The organism is Flagellimonas meishanensis, assembly GCF_019880545.1.
Lineage (GTDB): Bacteria > Bacteroidota > Bacteroidia > Flavobacteriales > Flavobacteriaceae > Flagellimonas > Flagellimonas meishanensis.
In genome coordinates, this window is the sequence record NZ_JAINVW010000003.1 from 436,187 (window position 1) to 460,492 (window position 24,306).

Consider the following 24,306-nt stretch of genomic DNA (forward strand, 5'->3'; position numbering starts at 1 on the left):
TTCCATATTTGTACCGATTTGATTATGAAACGAACTTGCCTTTTTCTTGCACTACTATGCTGCGCTTATTCTTGCCGAAATCATCCGGAATCCTCTGAAAAAAGAATGCAAGGAGAAAAAAGTATAGATTGGGCCCCTGCTCAAGAATACTATTTAAAACACATTTCAAATGCAATTTTTAGGTTGGAAGAACTTGAGAAGTTGCCCATGACCGGTCCAAAAACTGAAAAAGTATTTGCATCTGTTAGGCAATCCTTTAAAAAGGCCGAGCCCTATGCGTCCTATCTAAATCCGGAAACGGGGCACCGTGCCAATGGACCTGCCTTACCCATCGTTACTGATGATACGCAAAAGGTATTGCGCCCGATTGGACTCCAAAAGCTGGAGGAAAGCATCTACAAAGGCAACGAAAGCAAGACAAGGTATCTGGAAGAATTGTCCATATTAAAAGGGTTATTGACCAATCTTAGGAACAATGTGGCCGAAAGAGCACTTGACCCTCAAAGATTTTTTATAGCCACGCATCAGCAACTAATACGTATCATAAGTGTTTCCATATCAGGTTTTGACACTCCAGTGAGCCAACTGGGCCTTCAAGAAAGCATAGTATCCCTCAATGGGCTCAAAGAGGTTTATGAAATTAGCATTCAGCATATAATACGAGATAAAAATCCCGCTCTCGATAGTTCATTTATTGAAAATATAGCGAAAGCCGTCCATTTTGTCCAAGAGAACTTAAATTTTGAAACTTTTGACAGGTACATCTTTATAAGGGATCATATGAATCCCATAACAAGAGATTGGGTGGCCATTCGCAAAGAAAGTGGTCTTTGGGAAGGAGTGAAAAATAAACCATTCAATTTTGACGCTCCCACTTTTTTCGAGGAAGACTCTTTTAATAAAGAGTTTTTTATTCCACCTGTAAACCGAAATGCCTCAAAGGCACAAATTGAACTGGGCAAGAAACTTTTTTTCGATTCCAACCTTTCCGAAAACAAAAAAATGGCCTGCGCCACATGCCATGATCCAAACAAGGCATGGGCAGATGGTATGGTGGCGAATGTTGGCAAAAATGGAAAGCCGCTTCAACGAAATACACCCGCACTGATCAATGCAGTTTTTCAGCAGCGCTTTTTCTGGGACGGCAGGGCCCCTAATCTATTGGATCAAATCACCTCGGTATTCACCAATGATGATGAATTTGATACCACTGTCCACCAGTTTTCAGCTGACATCCTATCCGACACCACTTATCTTTCACTTTTTGAAGAAGCATATGGAGGCATCTCCAAAAGAAATACGGAAGTAATAAGGGCCATATCCTCATATATTTCAACACTGAACGGGTTCAACTCAAAGTTTGATAGAAATATAAGGGGCGAAGAAGACACATTCACCGAGGAGGAAAAATTGGGCTTCAATCTGTACATGGGCAAAGCTCTTTGTGCCACTTGCCATTTTATTCCTCTGACAAATGGCACTGTTCCACCTTTTTTCATGGAACATGAGAAGGAGGTTATTGGAGTACCAGAAACTGCTGAAAACAAAGAACTTGATGACGATTATGGCTTTTATTGGAGGCATGATGAACAATTAGAAGTTCATAGGGGAATGTTCAAGACACCCACAGTGAGGAATACAGCACTAACTGCGCCATATATGCATAATGGAGTTTACAAGACCTTGGAAGAGGTTATTGCTTTCTACAACTTGGGAGGAGGGGGAGGATTGGGCTTCGACCTTCCTTACCAAACCCTCCCGTTTGATAACTTGAAATTGACAAAAACAGAGGAAAACGCTCTAATTGCCTTTGTCAAAACACTAACCGATACCGAAGTAAACGAAAATTATTGATGTGCAAGAAACCTATTCCAACAAGACCTCAAAAATTCTATTGCGAATGGGGATAAGTTCCAGATGGAGTGGAATCTAAAAAGGTAAGCAACCCTTTTTAGGTATTGACCAAAAAAAGAGGTATATCAGGATAGTATGCGGACCTTTTCTTCAATTTGATGATGCTTACTTGACATAAAAGTAGGGCACATACCTTGAATTGAAAAATTTATGTAGTAATCAGAACTTTTCAAAAACACCCAAACCAAACAATGCAAAATCATACTTTACAGGGTCCACCGGGTCCAGTCTTCGCAAGCTTTTGTCGAGTTCCATCAGTGCGGTTGCATCATTTTGTTTCCGTTTTAATAGCTTTAGCTTGCGTGCCACCCTACCGGAATGCACATCCAAAGGACAGGATAGCTGGCTGGGACTGATATCCGTCCACAGTCCAAAATCCACTCCTGAGCTGTTGTCCCGGACCATCCATCGCAAAAACATATTGAGGCGTTTGGCCGCTGAACCCTTCCCAGGGTCGGAAATGTGCTTTGTGGTCCTTGATTGGTGGGGCAATCCAAAAAACAAAGTTTTGAACTTACTTATCGCCGGTTGCATCGATTCTTTTTCTTGATTGTTGGTGAAGACAACCTCCAAGCCACCATGGTGGGTGTAAAGGTTCTGTAGACTGGCTACAAAATAGGAAAGATCTGTGCCATTAAAGGTACGATGGACAAAAGGAGATAGCGTATCAAGGTCGGCTTTGGTATGGTTCATTATGAAATCGTGGGGGGCACTATCCAAAAGCGTCATAAGTTTGGATGCATTGTTGATGATGCTTTTTCGGTTGCCCCAGGCAATGGTGGCGGTCAAAAACGCACTTATTTCTATATCCTCCTTTTTTGTGAATAGATGTGGAATTTGTAACGGATCTCCATCCAAAAAACGTGGGTGGTTATATTGCGCCGCTTTTTCCTCCAGAAAATCCCTGATCTCTGCCCGATTCATTTTCCTAAGAAACAATCAATCCGTCCACCATGGTGAGTTTACGGTCCGCCATGTTGGCCAGTTCCTTATTATGGGTGACCAAAACAAAGGTTTGTCCGAGCTCATCCCTGAGCTTAAAAAAAAGCTGGTGCAGGTTATCGGCACTTTCCGAGTCAAGATTTCCGCTGGGCTCGTCCGCCAAAATCACCGATGGGCTGTTCATCAACGAGCGCGCGACGGCAACACGTTGTTGTTCACCTCCCGAAAGCGCATTCGGTTTATGGTCATGTCGGTCGGACAATCCCAAAAAATCCAAAAGTTCCTTGGCCCGTTTTTCTGCCTGGGCTCTGGGTGTATTCTTAATAAAGGCGGGGATACAAACATTTTCAAGGGCGGTGAACTCTGGAAGCAATTGATGAAATTGAAAAATGAATCCGATGTGTTCATTGCGGAACCGAGCCAGATTTTTATCGTTCAATTGCGTTACATCCGTGTCATTTACCAACAAGGAGCTCTCGGCAAGGTTCGAGGGTAAATCCAAAGTGCCCAAAATCTGCAACAAAGTGGTCTTTCCGGCACCGGAAGCCCCAACAATTGAGACTACTTCCCCTTTTTGTACTTCCAAGTCAACTCCCTTCAAAACCTGTAGGGGCCCATAATTTTTTTTGATGTTTTTGGCCTTGATCATTCCAAATAATGCTTATGGAAGGTGAAAGTAAGGATTACCCGCGAAGGGTACAAAGATTGATAATGAAATAAGGAATTTGGTTTTGCTACGACCTATAAAGACAAAATAATCACATGGCATAATGACTGAACCATAAACTTTGTTTAATTTTGAATAGAAATGGATAAACAAAATAACAATTTGGAAACTGCCATTCTTGCTGGCGGCTGTTTTTGGTGCACTGAAGCTGTTTTTCAGCGTTTGGATGGTGTGGAATCCGTTATTTCGGGATATACGGGAGGAAACATCAAGAATCCGGCTTACCGTGAGATTTGTACTGGGCGCACGGGCCATGCCGAGGCCATCAAAATACAGTTTGATCCCACCAAAATTACTTTTAGAGAGCTTTTGGAGGTTTTCTTCGCCACACATGATCCAACCACATTGAACAGGCAAGGGAACGACGTGGGAACGCAATACCGTAGTGAAATATTCCATACAACGCCCGATCAGAAAAAAGATGCAGAGGAGTTTATTGCCCTATTGGAAAAAGAGCGCATCTTTGGAGCTCCCATCGTCACAGCAATATCTGAAGAGAAGCCCTTTTATATTGCCGAGGAGGAACATCAGAACTATTATAACGATCATAAACAGCAGCCGTATTGTCAGTTCATAATAGATCCAAAGATCAAAAAACTGAACCAATACTTTTCCAAAAAACTAAATACAGCAGATTAAAATATGTCTCCCTACAGGAATTTAGAAGAATACAATATTGAGATTACTAACGAGGTCAAAGAACATTTCTCCAAAATTGTGGACGATATCGGAGAGGATATCACAAGGGAAGGCCTGGTAAAAACCCCTGAGCGAGCCGCCAAGGCCATGCTCTTTTTGACACAGGGCTATAAACAGGATGCCACTGAAATACTCAAAGGTGCCATGTTCGAGGAGAGTTACGACGACATGGTAATCATTAAGGACATTGAAGTGTATTCGCTTTGCGAGCACCATATGTTGCCTTTTTTTGGAAAGGCCCACATTGCCTACATACCCAATGGACATATCGTTGGGTTGAGTAAAATTCCACGGGTGGTCGATGTTTTTGCCCGAAGGTTGCAGGTACAGGAGCGACTGACCCACGATATTTTGGAATGCATCAACAACACGCTTAAACCCAAGGGTGTGGCCGTGGTGATTGAGGCAGCTCACATGTGCATGATGATGCGTGGGGTCCAAAAGCAAAATTCGGTTACCACAACTTCAGGTTTTCGGGGGCAATTTGAAAAAATTGAGACCCGCAACGAGTTTCTTAAGCTGATAAGTTCCGATTTATCCTAAGCTGTTTTCCCAATTCAATAGGAATTCCTATTTTTCCCCAATGACAAAAGAAAACGCCCCGAATTACAAGAACTTGTTGTTAGGACTCTTATTTGATGGCATTGGGATGTTGTCCTTTGCCATTCCGGGGATAGGGGAGTTCTGCGATGTTATCTGGGCACCCGTAGCAGGTTGGTTAATGACCCGAATGTACAAAGGCAGGATAGGCCAGGCGGCCGGAGTCTTTACTTTTGTGGAAGAGCTGGTCCCAGGGATGGACGTTGTCCCCACCTTCACCATTATGTGGCTGTACACCCATTTTTTTTCAAAGAAAAAATAAACAGGGTTGAAAAACTTTCCAACCCTGTCATTCTAGAACAATTTTAATGGAGTGCCAATGGGTTATTCCACAGTAAGATTGAAAGTTTCAGTAATATCGGTTTCACCACCGGCATCCACCAAGGTGCCATCGTTGGGCTTTTTGGGCTCGTGGCGCAGCGTAATGGCCAATGTACCTGTGCTGGCGCTCGTGGTAGTTATTGTGAATGCAATTCCAACGGGGTTGGTGGTCGTAAAGTTTTGACCGGTTTCCTCTGAAACGTAGTCAGATTCATCATCTGCGTAATCCACCGTGGCATTTAAACCTCCATCTATAATATAAAAGAACTGATGTTCATCTGCCTCCGCCTCAATTTCTTCATTTACATTTTCTGCCGGTGATTCGGTCTCGTTCAATAAAACTACTGTACCGGAATAGGTTGTGCCTTCCGAAAGGACAATATCCTCAGGGGTAATAACAGGTGCATTGGGGCCATCGCCATCCAAATCCTGCGATTGGAATACGATTGGTGTACCGCCACCGGTAGGAGTAAGTGTAACAATCATGGTTGTTATGATTTCCTCTTCATTGACCTCCTCAGGTGTGTTATCGTCATTGGAACACGATGCCAAAACGAATCCTGAGGCAAGCGCTAGTGATAAGATTTTAATTGTTTTCATGATTTGAAAGATTTAATATGTAACGTTTTTGGGTTAATAATTCAACTTTAATTGTAAAAGAAAATTTCTTCCTAAATCATCGGCAAAAAAGCGCTGACGGTTTAGGTACTCTCTATAGTTTGTATTTAACAGGTTGTTGACCGCCAACGCGGTGGTCAGTCTTGTCCCTTTAGACAATGGAAAAACCATCTGCGACCTCAGCGTGAGCAGTTGATATGCTTCTGGGGGTGTGTTTATTTCCAAAACAACCTCTTGCTGTTGCTCTGCAGAGAACACCAAAATATTGTCCGGCACCTCATTTTGTCGAAACACATATTGGCTCTCCAGAGAAGCTTCAAAGTCGTTCCATTCGGGTTTTGAATAAATCAATCTATTGACCAAATTCACAGCGGGAACATTGATCAGTGCCCCGTCAGTGTCAAAATCCTTGCCTTTTACCATGGAGAATTGATGCTCAGTCTTCCAGTGGGAGATCCAATTGGAAAACCCATACACATCAAATCCTAACAGGCGGGCGTCGGTTTGACGATATTCCCAGACAGGAAACGCCCCTCGCAATGTGAATTCTACGCCGGAAGGTTCCAATAGAATAAAATTCTGAATCCAATTGGCATAGGGCTCCAAAGTAAATCCCCAACTTTTGAATTCTTTTTTATAGGACAACATAAACTTGTGGGACGTTTCACTATCAATTTGCAAGTCGCCCAGCTCTATCCGGGCCGCTGAATGGTGCAGTCCATCGCTGAAAAGTTCGGAGGGATTGGGTGCCCGTTGCGCCAAGGTATAGTTGAATTTGATTTCTGTGCCCATATCGGGTGTGTAGTTGGCCCCAATGGTTCCGGAAATGTTGTGGTAGTCAAAAACAGGGTTCACAAGTAATTGCGTGCCAAGATCCTGCACGACCAAATCCTGAAAAATGGTATCATATCCACGTTCTTCCCATCGTGAGGTCTGGTAAAACTTCTGTGCATCGACTCGCGTGAAATCATAACGAACCCCCGCATCCAGAAAGAGTGAATTAGTTAGCCTGTACTCACTGATCAAAAAACTTCCAAAATCCCATTTTTCGTAATCCGGGATAAGTCGCCTTACACCTGTGGCGGGATTGGCAAAATTATCCTGATATCTTCCCAATAGACCAACATGTAACTGCCATCTTTCCCTTGCATCCCATTTAAAGTCAGTGTTCACGGTATGCGTGGTCAATTCCAAGTCGATGGAGGCTCTATCATCAAGTTCACCTCTTCGCACGTCAAATTCAAACCTGCGGTTGTTTTGAAAATCATATTGTAGGTTCCATTTTCCAAGACCCTCAAAGCGTTTATAAAACTTAAGTTTCCCCAAATGATGGGTAACTTCCTGCCGTGGGTTTTGAAGATCATAGGTGAAGGGACGAACAATTTCTGGAACACCGCTGTTGATGGCCCGGATCAAATCATCAATATTGCCGATATGGGAGGCGCGCAAAACAGCTATTTCGGAGTTGAAATAGGAATATCGGGCATCCCATCCCCAAGTAAACTGATGCTTGCCTATCTGAAGCGAGGCAGCTACCTCCCGAACCCCGGTATTGGACAATACATAATCGGGTGCTTCCTGATCCCCCAATCGTTTATAGTTTCCCTGTGCTTTTGCAAACCATCCATTCCCAAAGGCTCTCGTCAATGACGATGTGATGTTTCCACCCCTTCCGTTGGACATGCCGTTAATGATGGTTTTTCCATACAGGGTATCTTTTAAGGGCACTCTGGCCATATCCATTACAATGGTGCCTCCTATGGCATCGCCTCCGTACTGTAAGGCTGATGCCCCTTTGATTACTGAAATGGAACCAGCCGCGTTGATATCGATATTGGGAGCATGCTCATCGCCCCATTCCATATCCTGCATGCGCACACCATCGTTAAGAATCAAAACACGGCTTCCCGATAACCCATGTATCGTGGGTTTAACAATGTTGGCTCCTGTGTTCAAACTTGATACCCCGCCTAATTCCCTCAAGGCATCACCCAAATTTCCGGCACTGTAGGTCTCGATGGTACTGAGCTTGAGCGTTTCCTCTTGGGACGAATTGGTTTTGTCCTTGAAGGCATCCGCAACGACCTTGACTTCATCCAACTCTTCCAGATGGTGTTCCAGCTTGATGTCCAGCCAGGTAATGCCATCCATCTCCACTTCCATAACGGTGGTATTACAAGAAGGATGGGACACTTCCAACCGGTAAGATGTCTCACAAAGGTTCTCGATTTTGAACTTTCCATCGATATCCGTTTTTACCGCTAACTGTGATTCCAAAACCATTATGGTGGCGTTGTCCAAAGGAGTCCTACTGTGGTAGTCCACCACTTGCCCGGCAAGGACATGGTCGCATTCCTGGGAATATCCGATATGGGAAAATATCGTCATGAATATGACGAAAAGCGCTGGCTTCATTATAGAGTTCAATAAATTGATATTGTGGTGAGTTTCGCTTTCCGAAAGAAAAGTCGAAAGGTCCGCTTGGGTTTATACCAAACTAAAGGGGGGAGGGCGGGAAATGTATGACAGTCCGTATTGCTGGCTTTCCCAAACGGTTTGTTCTTGGGCAACCTCAACGGTTACCGTAGTGATGGGAACAATGGGAAGGGTGACCATGGCAACGAAAGGTACCTCAACTGTCTGGTTTTCAACTAGCACGTGGCAAATCTGGCAGTTTTCAACCGTATCGCCATTATCATCTTGATGGGAATACACGTGAAGCGCGGTTACCTTGAACATCATCAAGGTGACAAAAAGAAGAACGCCAAACACTCTTGCCATGGGCTTCATAGACAACAAAACTAGCTAATTAAAGGTACAGCAATGTGTTAACAAAACTATAAATTATGGGAAGAGAAACCCCAGTCCCATACGTTTCAACATCTTTTTTTCGAAGTTCCAGAAAAACTGAAATTGGCCGAACACCCATCCTATAAAAACCAGTAGAACCTGATAAATGGGAAAGATCAATAGAATCCGGACGGTCCAAAAAACAAAACCGTTAACTGATTCCTTTCCCAATCCAATCCAATCTACCAAAGGCCCTGCAAGCTTCGCGGAAAGACTTCCGGTTATGGCAAAGACAATGAAAATGGCAATCATCTCCCATCGGTGGTCAACCTTCCACTTGTTTTCCAATTTGTTAAAGCACCAAATAAAAAAACGCAACAAGATAAAATACAGAACAAGGGAAACTCCAATGGTGAAAACCCATTCAAACCAAGTATTGTTCAACCCAAAAAGATGTAACAGCCTCCTAGCGATTAAATATGCGGTATACATCGTGGCGATAAATCCAAGAAAGGGAAAAAGCAACTGCCAATTTTTTGCTATGTCCCAACGTGCTCTGATTTTGTCCATCCCTGAGGTTTAGATGGCAAAAATAGGATTTTAAATTCTAGGGATGTAGGGACCCAAGCGTTGGTTATATTTTCTTTGGAAGTAGATGAAGTAATTGTAGAGTTTGTAGTTCACTTCGTAGCCATAGTCAATGCCCTGCTCGTAATTGATCTGCATCTCATACAGATTGGGATTGAATTGATTGGGTTGCAACACCCTCCGGTTCCATTCCATCACATAGAGCATGTTCCTGTTTTCCATAAACTGTTGTGAATAGTAACCCTCTGGACGGGCAATACTGAGCAACCAAGCATTGAAACCAGGTTCTATGATGATTATTTCGTATTCGGATTCCTCGTCCTTAATTTCGACGGGTTCTTCGTCACTGGAAACAAACACTTCTTTTTCTTCTTCGGAAATATCGATAGCTTCTTTTTGAGTGCCACAAGAAGAAATTAAAACACACGACAAGATTAAAATACCAAATTGGAGAAGGAAATTCTTTTTCATATCCTCAAAGTACAAAAAAGCCATTTGAAATCTCAAATGGCCTTGTTAAATAAAGTTAAGAAGTGACTATTTGCCAAAAAGACCGCCAAGTAGGCCACCCAATCCACCTTTTTTGCGACCTCCACTGTTCAATACCATTCCGGCCAAATCATCAATGACGCTGCCGTCACCGTCGGCGTCCAGGAAGGACTCCACCAAGGATTGTTGTTTTGCTGCCGATCTACCGCCTCCCATAAGTCCGCCCAAAAGACCATTCAATCCTTCAGGACTGTTCACATTTTGTTGTCTGGTTTGCTTGCCCAGGTAGCCCAGTAGGATAGGAGCGGCAATCTGGAGTATTTGTGCTATGGCACCGGTGTCCAATCCTGATTTGCTGCTCAATGCATTTTCAACCTGTGGCTGTTTGGCGCCGAACACATGTCCCAATATACCTGCACCATCGTCCATTACATTTTTATCCACCCCACCGCCGAAAAGGCCTCCTAAATTTTCGAGGATACTACCGTCGTGTTTGGAGGATAGGGCGTTCATCAACCCTTGTGCTCCCCCGGGAGTTGAGGCATTTTTCTTCATGGCTCCCATCAATAGGGGCATGGCCATGCTCAAAACATCCGCAGTTTTGTTTTCGGGCTGTCCAGTTTGGCCTGCGACCCCGCTTATCAATTGTCTGCCCATAGGGCTGTTGAGTAAATCCAAAATTCCTGACATGTTAATAGTGTTTAGTTAAGGCGTTCAATGTACAAAAAGATGCCTTGAAATTTCCTGCCGAAGCAAAAATTAATCCAGTAGATTGATGATCTGGGATGCCAATTCCATACCGATGCGTTCCTGGGCCTCCTTGGTCGAGGCTCCAACATGGGGACTCAAGGATATTTTTGGATGCATCAATATTCTAATCTCGGGATTCGGTTCCGATTCGTAAACGTCCAATCCCGCAAAGGCTATTTGGTCATTTTCAAGGGCATCCAATAGGGCCACTTCATCCACAATTCCACCCCTGGAAGCGTTGACGATGCCCGCACCGGTTTTCATTTGGTCCAATTCCTTTTTTCCGATCACATAACCATTTTGGGCAGGGACGTGCACGCTCACAAAGTCGGACTGCTTCAGCACGGTCCCTAAATCGTGGTTTTCCAAATTGAATTGAATGGATTGCCCATCATAAAAGGTAAGCTCGAGAGTGATTTTATCGGTGTGATGGTCGGTGTACATAACGTTCATTCCCAATCCAAGGGCCATTTTGGCCGTGGCTTGGCCAATTCTTCCAAAACCGATGATGCCCAACGTTTTACCACGGAGTTCCGTACCATTGGCGTAGCTTTTTTTCAGTTGCTTGAACTTGCTGTCGCCCTCCAATGGCATGTTGCGATTGGAGTCGTGCAAAAAACGGACACCATTGAAAAGATGGGCAAATACCAACTCCGCTACACTTTCCGATGAAGATGACGGTGTGTTTATCACATGGATTCCTTTGGATTTGGCGTATTCTACATCGATATTGTCCATGCCCACGCCGGCACGACCAATCAATTGGATATTGGAACAAGCATCGATTAATGTTTTCGGGACTTTCGTGGCGCTTCGCACCAAGAGGACCTGTATATTGTTTTTATTGATGAAGTTTTCCAATTGCTCCTGGGCCACTTTGGTGGTGATTACCTCAAAATTGGCTTTTTTGAGCATATCGATGCCGGCTTTTGCCAGGCCATCGTTTGCTAAGATCTTTATCATTTGACTATCCCTTCTTTTCCATTTCGCTCATAATGTCCACGAGCACTCCAACACTTTCAAGGGACAGGGCATTGTACATGGAAGCCCTGTATCCGCCCACGGAGCGGTGCCCGTTTATCCCACTTATGCCTGCTTCCTTGCATTTTTCATCAAAAATATCCTTTAGGGTATCGTCCGTGATGTTAAAGGTGGCATTCATGTTGGAGCGGTCCTCCTTGGCGGCAAAACCTGAAAAAACTGGGTTTAGATCAATTTCAGAATATAAGAGGTTGGCCTTTTTTTCGTTGATTTCCTCAATAGCCGCAATGCCTCCCAAACCTTTTAACCATTGCATGGTGAGCATGGATACATAAACCGGGAACACCGGAGGAGTATTGAACATACTGTCCTTGGAAATGTGGACCGCATAGTCGAGCATCGATGGAATTTTCCGGGAAACCCGGCCCAAAATTTCTTCTTTGACCACTACCAAAGTGGTCCCTGCCGGACCCATATTTTTTTGGGCGCCTGCATAGATCATATCAAACTTGGAAAAATCGAGCTGTCTCGAGAAAATATCGGAGCTCATATCGCATACCAACGACACATCGGTCTTTGGAAATTTTTTGATCTGTGTTCCAAAAATGGTATTGTTTGAGGTAAGGTGCAAATAGTCAAGATCTGAAGGAATGGTATATCCTTTTGGTATATGGTTGAAATTTTGCTCCTGCGAGGAGGCAACCTCCACAACTTCTCCGAACAAACGGGCCTCTTTTATGGCTTTTTGGCTCCATGTCCCTGTATTCACATAGCCGGCTTTCTTCTCCAAAAGATTGTAAGCGGTCATCAAAAACTGCATACTGGCACCTCCTTGAAGAAATATGGCCTGATATCCTTTTCCTTCCAATCCCAATAACTCCAGTGCCAATGAGCGGGCCTTTTCCATTATGGCCACGAACTCCTTGCTCCGGTGAGATATTTCAATAAGGGACAGCCCTATGCCGTCCAGTTCCAGTACGGCCTCGGATGCCTTTCGCATCACTTCTTGGGGCAAGATGCAGGGTCCTGCGCTAAAATTGTGTTTTTTCATGTTCTCAGTTTGGAAGCGTAAAGGTCTTAAAAAATCTTGGATCTGTAAACGGCGGGCATCGATACGGGAATTTAAATACGCAATAAAAAATCCATGGTGTCCACACCGTCCGCATAATCATTCAATCTTGGTTTTTGGGTTTCCCCGAAAGGAACATCATTTGCATATTTTCCATTGGATACAACACATTGAATGAATTCCATTTGCCCCTCCAGCTTTTGTCTCAGGGCATCTTCAGAATCATAATGGGAGTAGAACAAGGTTGCAATGGGAGAGGAAAAGCTCTCATCTTCCTTAAGAATTAGAAAGCCATTGTACAAAATTTTAAAATCACTCATTAAGTACACCGCTTTGTTATAATCGTAGTTGTTCGCATACTTATGATGGTTTATCGTGTCCTTGTAGGAAAAAAAAGCATTAAAAAACGGCTCAAAGGCATACCCTTTGGGAACAAAGATTTTTGATACGTTTCTACAGCCCAGCCCAAAATATCTAAAAACGTCCTCGCCCAAGGCCAAAAGTTGTTCCTGGGTTTCATGTCCTGTCAATATGGCAACGGAATTTCTATTTTTTCGGATGATATTGGGCCGTTTCCCAAAATAATACTCAAAATACCGGCTTGTGTTGTTGCTCCCTGTCGCGATTATGGCGTCAAAATCTTCCAGCCTACCTTCGGTAAACGAAATCCTATCCTTCAATGTCGGTTCCAGCTGCATTATATGCTCCGCAATGAAGGGCATCAGAGTTTTATCGTTGGAGGAAAGTTTTGCCAATACGCTGTTTCCTGAAAGTAGGACACACAAAAAATCATGAAACCCAACCAACGGAATATTTCCAGCCATTATTATTCCAATCGTTTTCGGCTTTGAATCTTTTGGTAGGACATATTTTGATAGCCATTGCGTCAAGTTATCCTCAGTCAATAAAAGGGCCCATTGCCGAATGGCGTGCATAATGTTTTCTTCCGTGAACCAACCATTTTGCTGACCGGCAAGCTGCACTGCATCCTGAAAATTGTCAAATCGATTTGACACTTCACTGTTGCGGTTTTCACAAAAATCCTCCATAAAACTTCCGAGTTTAACAAAAGCTTCTAAAATGGGTTGTTGTGGCATCATTATATTTGTAAACTAATCGAGTGGGCGTTATTTTTGCCAAAAGTAAGCATGCTTACAGATTTCAGCTAAAGGAAAAAGAAAATTATGGCTATTATCATAACAGATGAGTGTATAAACTGCGGTGCCTGTGAGCCAGAATGCCCAAACACGGCAATTTATGAAGGTGCGGATGAATGGAGATACAGCGATGGAACCTCTTTAAAAGGAGATGTGGTATTACCGAACGGCAAGGCTGTTAACGCGGAGGAGGTGCAGGAACCTATCAGTGATGAAATCTATTACATTGCCCCAGATAAGTGTACAGAATGCATGGGATTTCATGAGGAACCCCAATGCGCGGCCGTTTGTCCAGTGGATTGCTGTGTTCCCGATGAAGACCATGTGGAAAGCGAGGACGAGCTTTTGGGCAAACAACGCTTTATGCACCCGGATGGGTAGGCATAAAAAATTCATGTAATTTAGCCCGGGCCATACGAGTTCGGGTTTTTTATGCAAGAAAATCAAAATGAATACAACGGATTTTGGAAGCAATTGGGCTGCATACTTTCCATAGTGGCCATCTTTGGCATCATTGCCGTGTTTGTAATAGGTTTCTATCTGTTGCTAAATGGTTTTTAGTCCGGAATTAAAATCCTCCCTTTATAAAAGTTCAACTTATATTTGCACGCTTGAATTTACTTTCAATTAACAATCGTCAGTCATCAGTGGCATGACAACTGACATATTATTTTTCATTTAAAAAACAAGAAACCCAATCAATGAAAGCCGGTATAGTAGGATTGCCCAACGTAGGAAAATCGACTCTTTTCAATTGTTTATCCAACGCGAAAGCACAGAGTGCCAATTTCCCATTTTGTACCATTGAGCCCAATATTGGGGTAGTTAACGTTCCCGATGCCCGTTTGGAAAAACTGGAAGAGCTGGTAAAACCGGAGCGCGTTGTGCCCGCCACCGTTGAGATTGTGGATATAGCAGGTCTGGTGAAGGGAGCAAGCAAGGGGGAAGGACTTGGCAACCAATTTTTGGGCAACATCAGGGAAACTGACGCCATTCTGCACGTTCTCCGTTGTTTTGATGATGACAATGTGGTCCATGTGGATGGTTCCGTTAATCCAATACGGGATAAGGAGACCATAGACATGGAGCTCCAATTGAAGGACTTGGAGAGTTTGGAGAAAAAACTGGACAAGGTGAAACGGGCAGCCAAAACTGGAAACAAAGAGGCACAAAAGGAAGAAGCAGTGCTTTTGAAGCTAAAGGAAGGTTTGGAAGCCGGTATTTCCGTTCGGGCCATTGAAATTGGAAAAGACGATAGAGCGGACTATGTGAAACCCATGCAGTTGATCACGGACAAACCGGTAATGTATGTCTGTAATGTGGATGAGGCATCGGCCGTGAATGGCAATGCGTATGTGGAAAAAGTGAAAGAGGCCGTTGCCAACGAAAATGCGGAGGTTATATTTTTGGCGGTTGGGACAGAGGCTGACATCACGGAATTGGATACGTATGAGGAACGCCAAATGTTTTTGGAAGACCTTGGGCTTTCAGAACCAGGTTCGGCAAAATTGATCCGTGGCGCTTACCGCTTGCTCAACTTGGATACCTATTTTACCGCAGGAGTAAAGGAAGTCAGGGCATGGACCATCCCAGTTGGCGCCACCGCCCCCCAAGCTGCGGGCGTGATCCATACCGATTTTGAAAAAGGATTTATTCGTGCAGAGGTCATTTCGTATGATGATTATGTCAAGTATGGAAGTGAGGCCAAAGTAAAAGAAGCTGGCCGTATGCGAGTGGAAGGGAAAGAATATGTAGTGCAGGATGGTGATGTGATGCATTTTAGGTTTAATGTTTAATTATTTCAACCTGAATCCTCTGATTTTCTCTATTTATTGAAGCAAATTCTTTTTCTTATTGGTTGGACGTCGGACATCAGATGTCAGATATTGGAAATCTGGCCGTTCAAATCTCGTTTCTAACATCTGGAACCTATATCAACAGCAGTTGTTGATTACTTTCTTAGCCGTTTACTTTTATTTTTGCCCCTAAATTTTATATTAGCAAGGATTAACCCTTAACTCATGGCAGAAACCCAATATACCGAGGATAACATCCGTTCGCTGGATTGGAAGGAGCATATCCGTATGCGCCCCGGGATGTATATTGGTAAACTGGGCGATGGTTCTTCCGCTGATGATGGCATTTACATCTTACTCAAGGAAGTCATAGATAACTGTATCGATGAGTTTGTCATGGGGGCCGGAAAAACCATAGAGATCAACATTAAGGACAACTTGGTCCATGTCCGAGATTTTGGTCGTGGCATCCCACTGGGAAAAGTGGTGGACGTGGTTTCCAAAATGAATACGGGCGGAAAGTACGATACCCGTGCCTTTAAAAAATCAGTGGGGTTGAATGGGGTAGGGACAAAGGCCGTCAATGCGCTTTCCACGTATTTTAGGGTCGAGTCCAATCGCGATGGAAAATCCATGGCCGCCGAGTTTGAAACCGGGAACTTGGTCAATGAAGAGCTATTGGATGAATCTTCAAGACGCAGGGGAACCAAGGTAAGTTTCACACCGGACGAATCCATCTTCAAAAAATATAAATACCGAAACGAGTATGTGGAACGCATGCTCAAGAACTACGTATACCTAAATCCTGGCCTTACCATTGTCTTCAATGGTGAAAAGTTCCATTCAGAAAATGGTCTGCGGGATTTGTTGGAGGACAACAATAACGAAGAAGACTTTTTGTATCCCATTATCCACTTAAAGGGAGAGGATATTGAAGTGGCCATAACCCATAGCAGAACACAGTACAGTGAGGAATATCATTCCTTTGTGAATGGGCAGCACACTACCCAAGGGGGTACCCACCAAGCGGCCTTTCGGGAAGCCGTTGTGAAGACCATCCGTGATTTTTATGGAAAGAATTATGACCCATCGGATATAAGAAAATCGATCATCTCCGCTGTTTCCATTAAAGTGATGGAACCGGTTTTTGAAAGTCAGACCAAGACCAAATTGGGATCCACGGACATGGGAGGTGATTTACCTACGGTGCGTACCTACATCAATGATTTCTTAGGGAAGCATTTGGACAACTATCTCCATAAAAACCCTGAAACCGCGGAAGCACTCCAACGTAAGATCGTTCAGGCCGAAAAAGAGCGTAAGGAACTTTCAGGAATCCGTAAACTGGCAAGGGAACGGGCAAAAAAAGCGAGTCTGCACAACAAAAAGCTCAGGGATTGCAGGATACACCTCCAGGATATGAAAAAGGACAGAAGGTTGGAGTCAACCCTATTTATAACCGAGGGAGATTCCGCCTCAGGATCTATAACCAAATCCAGGGATGTCAACACCCAGGCCGTATTCAGCCTACGTGGAAAACCATTGAATTCCTATGGCATGTCCAAGAAGATTGTTTATGAAAATGAGGAGTTCAATCTTTTGCAAGCTGCGCTCAATATTGAGGAATCCATGGAAGATCTTCGGTACAACAATATCGTTATCGCTACGGATGCCGATGTGGACGGCATGCACATTAGGCTACTGCTGATTACCTTCTTTTTGCAGTTTTTCCCGGAATTGATCAAGGAGAATCATTTATATATCCTTCAAACGCCCTTATTTCGGGTACGCAACAAGAAGGAGACCATCTATTGCTATAGCGAGGAAGAAAAACGTGAGGCCATACAAAAACTCACTGGAAAACCAGAAATTACAAGGTTTAAGGGATTAGGTGAGATTTCACCGGACGAGTTCAAACACTTCATTGGAGATGATATCCGGTTGGAGCCTGTGATGCTGGACAAAGCGATGAGTATAGATAATCTATTGGAGTTCTACATGGGAAAAAACACTCCTGATCGACAGGAATTCATCATCAATAACCTTAAAGTAGAACTTGACTTGGTAGAAGAAAACCAACTGTAAACCATAAAAATATAGCCCTTCTGAATGGAAGAGAACGAAGAACTGAATGATGAAGGTTTAGAAAACCAGGATGCGCTCACCAAGGTGACCGGCATGTACAAGGACTGGTTTTTGGACTACGCTTCCTATGTTATTTTGGAACGCGCGGTTCCCGCCATTGAGGATGGGTTCAAACCGGTGCAGCGTAGGATAATGCATGCGCTTAAGGAGCTGGATGACGGCCGGTACAACAAAGTGGCCAACGTGGTAGGGCACACCATGCAATACCATCCACACGGTGATGCCAGTATTGCCGATGCCATGGTCCAGATTGGACAAAAAGACTTACTTATCGATGCCCAGGGGAACTGGGGCAATATTTTGACGGGCGATGGTGCTGCAGCATCAAGATATATAGAAGCCCGATTGTCCAAGTTTGCCTTGGAAGTCGTTTTTAGCCCAAAGATCACGGAGTGGCAACTCTCGTATGATGGTAGAAAAAAAGAACCCGTAAACCTTCCCGTCAAGTTTCCTTTGTTATTGGCGCAGGGAGCAGAAGGGATTGCCGTGGGGCTTTCCACCAAAATTCTTCCTCACAATTTCAATGAGTTGATCGATGCATCGATAAAACATCTGAAAGGCCAGCGTTTTAAGTTATACCCCGACTTTCCAACTGCGGGGATCATCGATGTCACAAATTATAATGATGGTCTGCGAGGGGGCAAGATCAGGGTCAGGGCAAAGATTTCCACTTTGGACAGGAGTACGTTGGTCATCAACGAAATTCCTTACGGCACCAACACATCCTCTTTAATAGATTCCATTCTCAAGGCCAATGACAAGGGGAAAATCAAAATCAAAAAAATAGAGGACAATACCGCAGCAGAGGTAGAAATATTGGTGCATTTACCCAGTGGTATTTCCCCGGACAAGACCATAGATGCGCTGTATGCCTTCACCGCCTGCGAATCTTCCATCTCACCTTTGGGATGCATCATAGAGGATAACAAACCCCTGTTCATCGGCGTTACTGAAATGCTGGAGCGCTCTACTGAAAATACCGTTGAATTGCTCAAGGCGGAACTCGAAATCCAATTGGGGGAACTGGAGGAGCAGTGGCATTTTGCTTCTTTGGAGCGCATCTTTATTGAAAACAGAATCTACCGCGACATTGAGGAAGAAGAAACCTGGGAAGGGGTAATCGCAGCTATTGACAAAGGCCTAAAGCCCCATATCCAACACCTCAAAAGAGCTGTTACCGAAGAAGATATTGTACGGTTGACCGAAATCCGTATCAAACGAATTTCCAAGTTTGACCTGGATAAGGCCCAACAACTCATCGAGAGCTTGGAAGACCGTATCTCCCAGACCAAGCATCATTTGGAGCACCTTGTAGTGTATGCCATTGATTATTTTAAAGAGCTCAAAAAGAAATATGGCAATGGGCGTGAGCGAAAATCGGAAATAAGGATTTTTGACGATATTGAGGCCACCAAGGTCGTTATCCGCAATACCAAACTATATGTGAACAGGGAGGAAGGCTTTATTGGAACCTCGCTCCGGAAGGATGAATACGTTACCGATTGCAGTGACATCGATGACATCATCGTCTTCACCAAGACCGGCGATATGATGGTCACCAAGGTGGACTCCAAGACCTTTGTTGGAAAAAACATCATCCATGTGAGTGTGTTCAAGAAAAAGGACAAGCGTACCATTTACAACATGATATACAAGGATGGGAAAGGCGGTCCAAGCTATATTAAAAGGTTTAATGTGACCGGAATAACCAGGGACAAGATGTATCAGTTGGGAGGGGAAAAGGCCTCATCCGAAGTATTGTATTTTTCGGCCAATCCCAATGGGGAAGCCGAGGTCGTCACGATATTGTTAAGGCAATCCGGAAGCATCAAAAAATTGAAATGGGACCTCGATTTTGCGGATGTTCTTATTAAGGGAAGGGCATCAAAAGGAAATCTGGTCACCAAATATGCCGTAAAGCGAATCGAACTTAAAGAGAAAGGCGTCTCCACCTTAAAGCCGAGAAAAATTTGGTTTGATGATGTCGTGGGCCGCCTAAATGTGGATGGAAGAGGGGAGCTTCTGGGAGATTTTAAGGGAGATGACCTGTTGTTGGTGGTAGAACAGAGCGGAAAAGTAAAAACAGTGCCCCCGGACCTGCTTACCCGTTTTAATGAGGATATGATCGTTTTGGAGAAATGGAATCCGAGAAAACCCATATCAGTGGTCCATTATGAAGGTGAAAAAGAACGGTACTATGTCAAGCGGTTTTTGATTGAAAATCCCAATAAGGAAGATCTGGTCGTTTCCGAACATCCCAAATCATTCATGGAACTGGTTTCAACAGATTGGAGACCACGCATTGAAATCGAATTTATCAAGCCGAGGGGCAAGGATGCAAAACCAAACCAAGAGGTAGACCTTGAAAATTTCATTGCTGTGAAGGGCATAAGGGCAATTGGGAACCAATTGACCTCCGAAAAGGTGAAAAGCATTAATGCGCTGGACTCATTGCCCTTTGAGGAGCCGAAGGAACAAATTCCAGAGGAAATTGAGGTGGTGGATGAGGAATCCGTCGATGGAACTGATGGCCCATCCACATCAAAAGAGAAGGGTTCCGACCAACCCACTTTGTTTTAAGACATTATTTCCCTACTTTAACCGGGAAGTAATTGACCAGCGCACATTAAAAATACACTAACCCCATTATAGCATAAGCATTTATGGATCTTACAAACCCACTGGTATACGGTGTACCGGTATTTATTGCCTTTATTTTACTTGAACTTACTTACAGTAAGACCCATGGAGATGATCACCTATATAACTGGAAGGATTTGGCTGCCAGCGGATTTATGGGCATTGGGTCGGCTCTTCTAGGGCCTTTGTTCAAAGTAATTTTTGCCATTGTCCTTTTTGAATCCGTATATGAGCTTTGTAACCCGATTGTGGATGGAGTGCGGGAAAACTTTTTGGGGCATCAATCTTTTGGTTATGCCTGGTATATTTGGCTTTTGTGCCAACTGGCGGATGATTTTACCTATTATTGGTTCCACAGGGCCAATCATGAAATCCGTATCCTTTGGGCGGCCCATATCGTGCACCATTCCTCGGACAACTTTAATCTGGGCACTGCCGTGCGCAACGGATGGTTCACTATTTTGTACAAACCTCTTTTTTATATGTGGATGCCCGCAATCGGCTTTCCTCCGGAAATGGTAGTGGTCTGTTTGGGCATTGAGGCTTTGTGGCAATTTCAGCTGCACTCGGTATATGTTCCCAAATTGGGCTTTTTGGAAAAGATTTTTAACACCCATACCATGCACCAGGTGCACCATGCACAAAACGTGGAATATTTGGATAAGAACCATGGTGGCTTCCTGAACATATTTGATAAATTGTTCGGAACCTGGAAAGAATTGGACGATACCATTGATGTGAAATACGGGGTTATCCATTCTCCACAGTCCTACAACCCGGTTACCATACTTACGCATGAGTTCAAGGATATTTGGAAGGATGTCAAAAAATCGAGTAAACTATCGCACAAGCTGATGTACATATTTGGCCCACCGGGGTGGAGCCACGACGGAAGCACGCTGACGGTGCGACAACAGCAACAACTTCAGGAAAAACACAAGGAACTACATCCCGACTTGGCTTTTCAAAGGCCTAATTAATGGGTTTGTCCTCGGCGAGGTCATCATTTTTATTGGTGTTCCTTCGCATTCTAAGATCCAAAAACTCTACCATTAAAGAGAAAGTGATGGCAAAGTAGAGGTATCCTTTTGGAATGGCGCCAATTTCATTATCAAAAACCACCAAGTGTGATAAGTGGGCCGCTTCGGTTATCAACATAAATCCAATCAAGATCAAAAAGGAAAGTCCCAACACCTGAATGGATGGGTGCTTGTTCACAAAATCCCCGACCGGATTTGCAAAAAGCATCATGATGATCACGGATACAACGACTGCCGTGACCATAAGAATAAGCGCATCGGTTGGATTGGGAGAAATCCCGTTGGTCATCCCAATGGCCGTTAAAATGGAATCAAAGGAAAACACAATGTTGATCACGGTTATCTGGATTATGGCATTTGTTAACGACGAAGACCTGGATTTGGTTACTTCCCGCTCATCATGACCGCGATCTTCAACCTTTTCATGGATCTCCTTCGTGCTTTTATACAATAAAAAGAGGCCTCCCAAAAACAAAATTACCGCTTGCCAACTAATGCCGCCGGTAATCCAGGATTCATCAATGACCAAAAAAGGCTTTTTCATCCGCGTTAGCCAAGTGATTCCGAACAGCAGCAAGATTCGCATACCCATGGCCAGGACCAACCCAAGATTGGTCGCTTTTTTTCTATCCTTTTTTTCAAGCTTGCCAGCGGCAATGGAAATGAAGATGATATTGTCTATGCCAAGGATGATTTCCAAAAAGGTCAAGGTCAATAAGGCCATCCAGGCATCTGGGCTGGTAAAGATTTCAAACATGGTCAGTGTATTTTGTATGCGGTTCCCTTAAATTTTCTTTTGTCGCCTATGGCGTTGTATTCAAATGTATAAGAAGAATCCGAGGTAGTCAATATTTTTATGTGTATTGATTTTTCCTCAGCCTTATTTTTTGGATTCAAGTTCTTGAGCACGTATTCGCAATCGTTGATCCATCGAATGGAGGAAGTATCCCGATGGCCCTCGAAATTATCCACCTCCCTGTCCTCCGCGCGTTCAAACGTGGTCGTTTTTTCCTTCCCATCAACAATTGCGGTAAACGAAAACCTTCCCGTTTTGAAGTCCGAACAATTCCTGACCGGGGGCTGTTCGCAAGAAATATGGGCAAGGATAAGTGCCAGTATTATAATAAATCTCATCATGGACGCAAGGTAAGAGGTTGCACGTAGTGATGCAAATGGCTATTGACTTTTTGTGTGATAGTATTCAAAGGTGCCATCATCGTACACAACAAATATTTTTATGGGGGTGGCGGAAGTCTTTCTTTTTGCTTTGGATGTATCGAGTTCAATCTGATGTGATTCCACTTCGAATGTATCTTTAATAATGTTCGGGGCAGGGGAAGTGGTTTTATCCTCCGCAGGAAAGCTTCCCTTTCCGTTCAACAGCCAATACAAATTCACTTCCGGATAAGTTTTCACAAGCTTCATAACAAAATCCAGACTTGGTTTGTTTCTTCCGCTCAACACATGTGAGACACTGGAACGCTGTACGCCAATGCTGTCGGCAAACACTGAAACGGTATGTCCGTAGTGTTCCATTATGGTCTGAAGTCTGGAGACAATTGAATCCATTTACAAATGTAAATGATTTATATTCAAATATACCAAAATCCAACAGTACATTCAGAAAATATGTTTATCAACAATCAATTTACTTACTGTGACTATTTATATAATAGTACATAAAACACTGTTTATTAGTGTGTTATTATATGTAAATGATTATGTAAGGTTTTTTGGTGACAAATGTGTAAAATGGCCTTAGATGACAATTACAAATGTTACTGATTGAACACAATGTGTGTTACATTTGTAATCAATCGATATGTTACTTTTGTAAACAACGCTTATGATATGATTGACCATTCACTTTTCAAGGAGCACTCGGTAACGGGCAGATATGTGACTTTGGAGCATTTGCAAAGAGTATGGATTCCGAAACTCGACAAGTCATCCTTGCTCGGCATGGGAGTTTCAGTGAATGGGACAATTATAAATGGAATTTCTTTGGGCAATGGAAATGAAAAAATCCTGATGTGGTCCCAAATGCACGGAAATGAATCAACAACGACAAAGGCTGTATTGGACCTGGTCAATTATTTGCTTGCTCCGAGCCGGCTAAGGGATATTATTTTGGACCGATGTACGCTGCTCATCATTCCATTGCTAAACCCAGATGGCGCAGCACTCTATACCCGGGAGAACGCCAATGGAATTGACCTTAACCGAGATGCAAAGGACTTGACACAGCCAGAAAGTAGGGTTTTGAGAACGGCTTTTGATGATTTCCGGCCAAGTTTCTGTTTTAATCTGCACGATCAGCGGACAATCTTCAGTGCTGGAAAAACCAACAGACCCGCCACGGTGTCCTTTTTATCCCCTGCAAGCGACCCGCAGAGGGAGGTAACTCCTGTAAGGGAAGCATCCATGCGGCTCATTGTTGCGATGAACTCCCTGTTGCAATCCAAAATTCCGGAACAAGTAGGGCGGTACGATGACACCTTTAATGAAAACTGCGTGGGGGACACGTTTCAAATGTTGGGCGCCCCAACAGTTTTGTTTGAAGCCGGCCATTCCCCTGAAGATTATGGTCGTGAAAAAACAAGGGAATATATTTTTTATGCGCTGTTGGAAGCCTTAAAAACCATTGCCATAAAAGCAGTTGAAGAATTTGATGTGAATGAATACTTCAATATCCCAGAAAATGAGAAGCTTTATTACGACGTGTTGGTAAAGAACGCGGGTGCCGTCAATCCAAATCTTGGGACTGGTGTAGATCTTGGCATCCAATTCAAGGAAGTCCTGCATGATGGAAAAATTCGCTTTGAACCCGAAGTAAAGGCCATTGAACATCTTGAAGGCCACTTTGGCCATAAACGGTACGATTGTGCACATGCTTCGGACATGAATGCTTTATCTGCGGTTCCTGAGGTGCTCAACTTGGTTCTTTCAGCGGGAAAAAGGTAATGTTTTATTTCTTGCACTTTGTTCAAAAAAAGAGCATTTTTATTAAACTTATTTTCTTAATTCACTAAATTTGATG

General features: G+C 43.6%; 25 protein-coding genes. 11 read left to right on the top strand and 14 right to left on the bottom strand.

The window, feature by feature from the left end:
• Positions 1–105 precede the first annotated feature (105 nt).
• On the top strand, positions 106–1,854 hold the full coding sequence (locus K7G75_RS09880) for a cytochrome-c peroxidase (protein WP_262420318.1): 1,749 nt from the start codon (positions 106–108) through the stop codon (positions 1,852–1,854).
• Between the two features lie 219 nt (positions 1,855–2,073).
• Here the strand turns inward: K7G75_RS09880 and K7G75_RS09885 are convergent, their stop codons facing one another.
• Positions 2,074–2,838, bottom strand: a complete 765-nt coding sequence (locus K7G75_RS09885; protein ID WP_222984087.1) for a TIGR02757 family protein — start codon at positions 2,836–2,838, stop codon at positions 2,074–2,076.
• A gap of 4 nt (positions 2,839–2,842) precedes the next feature.
• Positions 2,843–3,505: an ABC transporter ATP-binding protein gene (locus K7G75_RS09890; protein WP_222984088.1), complete on the bottom strand. Its 663-nt coding sequence runs from the start codon at positions 3,503–3,505 to the stop codon at positions 2,843–2,845.
• Positions 3,506–3,664: 159 nt separating this feature from the next.
• On the opposite strand from K7G75_RS09890, the gene msrA reads away from it, so the two are divergent.
• Genes msrA through K7G75_RS09905 form a run of 3 tightly spaced genes read left to right on the top strand, consistent with a single transcriptional unit; the run spans position 3,665 to position 5,144 of the window.
• Positions 3,665–4,222, top strand: coding sequence for a peptide-methionine (S)-S-oxide reductase MsrA (gene msrA, locus K7G75_RS09895; RefSeq protein WP_222984089.1), 558 nt, complete (start codon positions 3,665–3,667; stop codon positions 4,220–4,222).
• A 3-nt stretch (positions 4,223–4,225) separates the two neighbouring features.
• Entirely contained in the window at positions 4,226–4,825 is a 600-nt protein-coding gene (folE, locus tag K7G75_RS09900; protein WP_222984090.1) for a GTP cyclohydrolase I FolE, read from the top strand.
• 40 nt (positions 4,826–4,865) lie between these two features.
• Positions 4,866–5,144 (top strand): hypothetical protein, encoded by a 279-nt coding sequence (locus tag K7G75_RS09905; protein ID WP_222984091.1) that lies wholly within the window; start codon positions 4,866–4,868, stop codon positions 5,142–5,144.
• A 62-nt stretch (positions 5,145–5,206) separates the two neighbouring features.
• On the opposite strand, the gene K7G75_RS09910 is transcribed toward K7G75_RS09905, so the two are convergent.
• The 9 genes from K7G75_RS09910 to K7G75_RS09950 all read right to left on the bottom strand — a co-directional run bounded on the left by K7G75_RS09910 (position 5,207) and on the right by K7G75_RS09950 (position 13,537).
• A complete protein-coding gene (locus tag K7G75_RS09910; protein ID WP_222984092.1) occupies positions 5,207–5,803 on the bottom strand; it encodes a type 1 periplasmic binding fold superfamily protein in 597 nt (198 codons plus the stop codon).
• A gap of 33 nt (positions 5,804–5,836) precedes the next feature.
• Positions 5,837–8,209 (bottom strand): TonB-dependent receptor, encoded by a 2,373-nt coding sequence (locus K7G75_RS09915; protein WP_262420319.1) that lies wholly within the window; start codon positions 8,207–8,209, stop codon positions 5,837–5,839.
• 99 nt (positions 8,210–8,308) lie between these two features.
• On the bottom strand, positions 8,309–8,602 hold the full coding sequence (locus tag K7G75_RS09920; protein ID WP_222984094.1) for a hypothetical protein: 294 nt from the start codon (positions 8,600–8,602) through the stop codon (positions 8,309–8,311).
• A 63-nt stretch (positions 8,603–8,665) separates the two neighbouring features.
• Positions 8,666–9,181 (bottom strand): DUF6787 family protein, encoded by a 516-nt coding sequence (locus tag K7G75_RS09925; RefSeq protein WP_222984095.1) that lies wholly within the window; start codon positions 9,179–9,181, stop codon positions 8,666–8,668.
• Between the two features lie 30 nt (positions 9,182–9,211).
• A complete protein-coding gene (locus K7G75_RS09930) occupies positions 9,212–9,670 on the bottom strand; it encodes a DUF6146 family protein (protein ID WP_222984096.1) in 459 nt (152 codons plus the stop codon).
• A 66-nt stretch (positions 9,671–9,736) separates the two neighbouring features.
• Positions 9,737–10,378, bottom strand: coding sequence for a DUF937 domain-containing protein (locus K7G75_RS09935; protein ID WP_222984097.1), 642 nt, complete (start codon positions 10,376–10,378; stop codon positions 9,737–9,739).
• Positions 10,379–10,447: 69 nt separating this feature from the next.
• Positions 10,448–11,398, bottom strand: coding sequence for a D-2-hydroxyacid dehydrogenase (locus tag K7G75_RS09940; protein WP_222985004.1), 951 nt, complete (start codon positions 11,396–11,398; stop codon positions 10,448–10,450).
• A gap of 7 nt (positions 11,399–11,405) precedes the next feature.
• The gene (serC, locus tag K7G75_RS09945) at positions 11,406–12,470 is read right to left on the bottom strand and encodes a 3-phosphoserine/phosphohydroxythreonine transaminase (protein WP_222984098.1); all 1,065 of its coding nucleotides are present in this window, start codon (positions 12,468–12,470) and stop codon (positions 11,406–11,408) included.
• Positions 12,471–12,541: 71 nt separating this feature from the next.
• Complete coding sequence (locus K7G75_RS09950; RefSeq protein WP_262420321.1) at positions 12,542–13,537, bottom strand: acyl-CoA reductase; 996 nt, start codon at positions 13,535–13,537, stop codon at positions 12,542–12,544.
• Between the two features lie 135 nt (positions 13,538–13,672).
• On the opposite strand from K7G75_RS09950, the gene K7G75_RS09955 reads away from it, so the two are divergent.
• The 6 genes from K7G75_RS09955 to K7G75_RS09975 all read left to right on the top strand — a co-directional run bounded on the left by K7G75_RS09955 (position 13,673) and on the right by K7G75_RS09975 (position 21,206).
• A complete protein-coding gene (locus K7G75_RS09955; protein ID WP_222984100.1) occupies positions 13,673–14,026 on the top strand; it encodes a 4Fe-4S dicluster domain-containing protein in 354 nt (117 codons plus the stop codon).
• Between the two features lie 51 nt (positions 14,027–14,077).
• Positions 14,078–14,206: a hypothetical protein gene (locus K7G75_RS14780; protein ID WP_262420322.1), complete on the top strand. Its 129-nt coding sequence runs from the start codon at positions 14,078–14,080 to the stop codon at positions 14,204–14,206.
• 140 nt (positions 14,207–14,346) lie between these two features.
• A complete protein-coding gene (gene ychF / locus K7G75_RS09960) occupies positions 14,347–15,441 on the top strand; it encodes a redox-regulated ATPase YchF (RefSeq protein WP_222984101.1) in 1,095 nt (364 codons plus the stop codon).
• A gap of 225 nt (positions 15,442–15,666) precedes the next feature.
• Positions 15,667–17,526 (top strand): DNA topoisomerase IV subunit B, encoded by a 1,860-nt coding sequence (locus K7G75_RS09965; protein ID WP_222984102.1) that lies wholly within the window; start codon positions 15,667–15,669, stop codon positions 17,524–17,526.
• Positions 17,527–17,550: 24 nt separating this feature from the next.
• Positions 17,551–20,166, top strand: a complete 2,616-nt coding sequence (locus K7G75_RS09970) for a DNA gyrase/topoisomerase IV subunit A (RefSeq protein WP_222984103.1) — start codon at positions 17,551–17,553, stop codon at positions 20,164–20,166.
• A gap of 83 nt (positions 20,167–20,249) precedes the next feature.
• Positions 20,250–21,206: a sterol desaturase family protein gene (locus tag K7G75_RS09975; protein WP_222984104.1), complete on the top strand. Its 957-nt coding sequence runs from the start codon at positions 20,250–20,252 to the stop codon at positions 21,204–21,206.
• Here K7G75_RS09975 and K7G75_RS09980 read toward each other — a convergent pair.
• The 3 genes from K7G75_RS09980 to K7G75_RS09990 are packed head-to-tail and all read right to left on the bottom strand — an operon-like array spanning position 21,199 to position 22,835.
• Complete coding sequence (locus K7G75_RS09980) at positions 21,199–22,023, bottom strand: TerC family protein (RefSeq protein WP_222984105.1); 825 nt, start codon at positions 22,021–22,023, stop codon at positions 21,199–21,201. The genes K7G75_RS09975 and K7G75_RS09980 overlap by 8 nt on opposite strands.
• A gap of 2 nt (positions 22,024–22,025) precedes the next feature.
• Positions 22,026–22,403: a DNA topoisomerase IV gene (locus K7G75_RS09985; protein ID WP_222984106.1), complete on the bottom strand. Its 378-nt coding sequence runs from the start codon at positions 22,401–22,403 to the stop codon at positions 22,026–22,028.
• Between the two features lie 39 nt (positions 22,404–22,442).
• Entirely contained in the window at positions 22,443–22,835 is a 393-nt protein-coding gene (locus K7G75_RS09990) for a helix-turn-helix domain-containing protein (protein WP_222984107.1), read from the bottom strand.
• Between the two features lie 282 nt (positions 22,836–23,117).
• Between K7G75_RS09990 and K7G75_RS09995 the strand changes: the two genes are divergently transcribed.
• Positions 23,118–24,230, top strand: a complete 1,113-nt coding sequence (locus K7G75_RS09995; RefSeq protein ID WP_222984108.1) for a M14 family metallopeptidase — start codon at positions 23,118–23,120, stop codon at positions 24,228–24,230.
• The last annotated feature ends 76 nt before the right edge of the window (positions 24,231–24,306 follow it).

Coding starts and splice junctions, on each gene's coding strand:
- K7G75_RS09990 (WP_222984107.1), bottom strand. CDS start 22,835: ATGGATTCAATTGTCTCCAGACTTCAGACCATAATGGAACACTACGGA.
- K7G75_RS09985 (WP_222984106.1), bottom strand. CDS start 22,403: ATGATGAGATTTATTATAATACTGGCACTTATCCTTGCCCATATTTCT.
- K7G75_RS09955 (WP_222984100.1), top strand. CDS start 13,673: ATGGCTATTATCATAACAGATGAGTGTATAAACTGCGGTGCCTGTGAG.
- K7G75_RS09910 (WP_222984092.1), bottom strand. CDS start 5,803: ATGAAAACAATTAAAATCTTATCACTAGCGCTTGCCTCAGGATTCGTT.
- msrA (WP_222984089.1), top strand. CDS start 3,665: ATGGATAAACAAAATAACAATTTGGAAACTGCCATTCTTGCTGGCGGC.
- K7G75_RS09880 (WP_262420318.1), top strand. CDS start 106: ATGCAAGGAGAAAAAAGTATAGATTGGGCCCCTGCTCAAGAATACTAT.
- K7G75_RS09930 (WP_222984096.1), bottom strand. CDS start 9,670: ATGAAAAAGAATTTCCTTCTCCAATTTGGTATTTTAATCTTGTCGTGT.
- ychF (WP_222984101.1), top strand. CDS start 14,347: ATGAAAGCCGGTATAGTAGGATTGCCCAACGTAGGAAAATCGACTCTT.
- K7G75_RS09980 (WP_222984105.1), bottom strand. CDS start 22,023: ATGTTTGAAATCTTTACCAGCCCAGATGCCTGGATGGCCTTATTGACC.
- serC (WP_222984098.1), bottom strand. CDS start 12,470: ATGAAAAAACACAATTTTAGCGCAGGACCCTGCATCTTGCCCCAAGAA.
- K7G75_RS09925 (WP_222984095.1), bottom strand. CDS start 9,181: ATGGACAAAATCAGAGCACGTTGGGACATAGCAAAAAATTGGCAGTTG.
- K7G75_RS09905 (WP_222984091.1), top strand. CDS start 4,866: ATGACAAAAGAAAACGCCCCGAATTACAAGAACTTGTTGTTAGGACTC.
- K7G75_RS14780 (WP_262420322.1), top strand. CDS start 14,078: ATGCAAGAAAATCAAAATGAATACAACGGATTTTGGAAGCAATTGGGC.
- K7G75_RS09970 (WP_222984103.1), top strand. CDS start 17,551: ATGGAAGAGAACGAAGAACTGAATGATGAAGGTTTAGAAAACCAGGAT.
- K7G75_RS09950 (WP_262420321.1), bottom strand. CDS start 13,537: ATGGAGGATTTTTGTGAAAACCGCAACAGTGAAGTGTCAAATCGATTT.
- K7G75_RS09915 (WP_262420319.1), bottom strand. CDS start 8,209: ATGACGATATTTTCCCATATCGGATATTCCCAGGAATGCGACCATGTC.
- K7G75_RS09885 (WP_222984087.1), bottom strand. CDS start 2,838: ATGAATCGGGCAGAGATCAGGGATTTTCTGGAGGAAAAAGCGGCGCAA.
- folE (WP_222984090.1), top strand. CDS start 4,226: ATGTCTCCCTACAGGAATTTAGAAGAATACAATATTGAGATTACTAAC.
- K7G75_RS09995 (WP_222984108.1), top strand. CDS start 23,118: ATGATTGACCATTCACTTTTCAAGGAGCACTCGGTAACGGGCAGATAT.
- K7G75_RS09975 (WP_222984104.1), top strand. CDS start 20,250: ATGGATCTTACAAACCCACTGGTATACGGTGTACCGGTATTTATTGCC.
- K7G75_RS09890 (WP_222984088.1), bottom strand. CDS start 3,505: ATGATCAAGGCCAAAAACATCAAAAAAAATTATGGGCCCCTACAGGTT.
- K7G75_RS09935 (WP_222984097.1), bottom strand. CDS start 10,378: ATGTCAGGAATTTTGGATTTACTCAACAGCCCTATGGGCAGACAATTG.
- K7G75_RS09920 (WP_222984094.1), bottom strand. CDS start 8,602: ATGGCAAGAGTGTTTGGCGTTCTTCTTTTTGTCACCTTGATGATGTTC.
- K7G75_RS09965 (WP_222984102.1), top strand. CDS start 15,667: ATGGCAGAAACCCAATATACCGAGGATAACATCCGTTCGCTGGATTGG.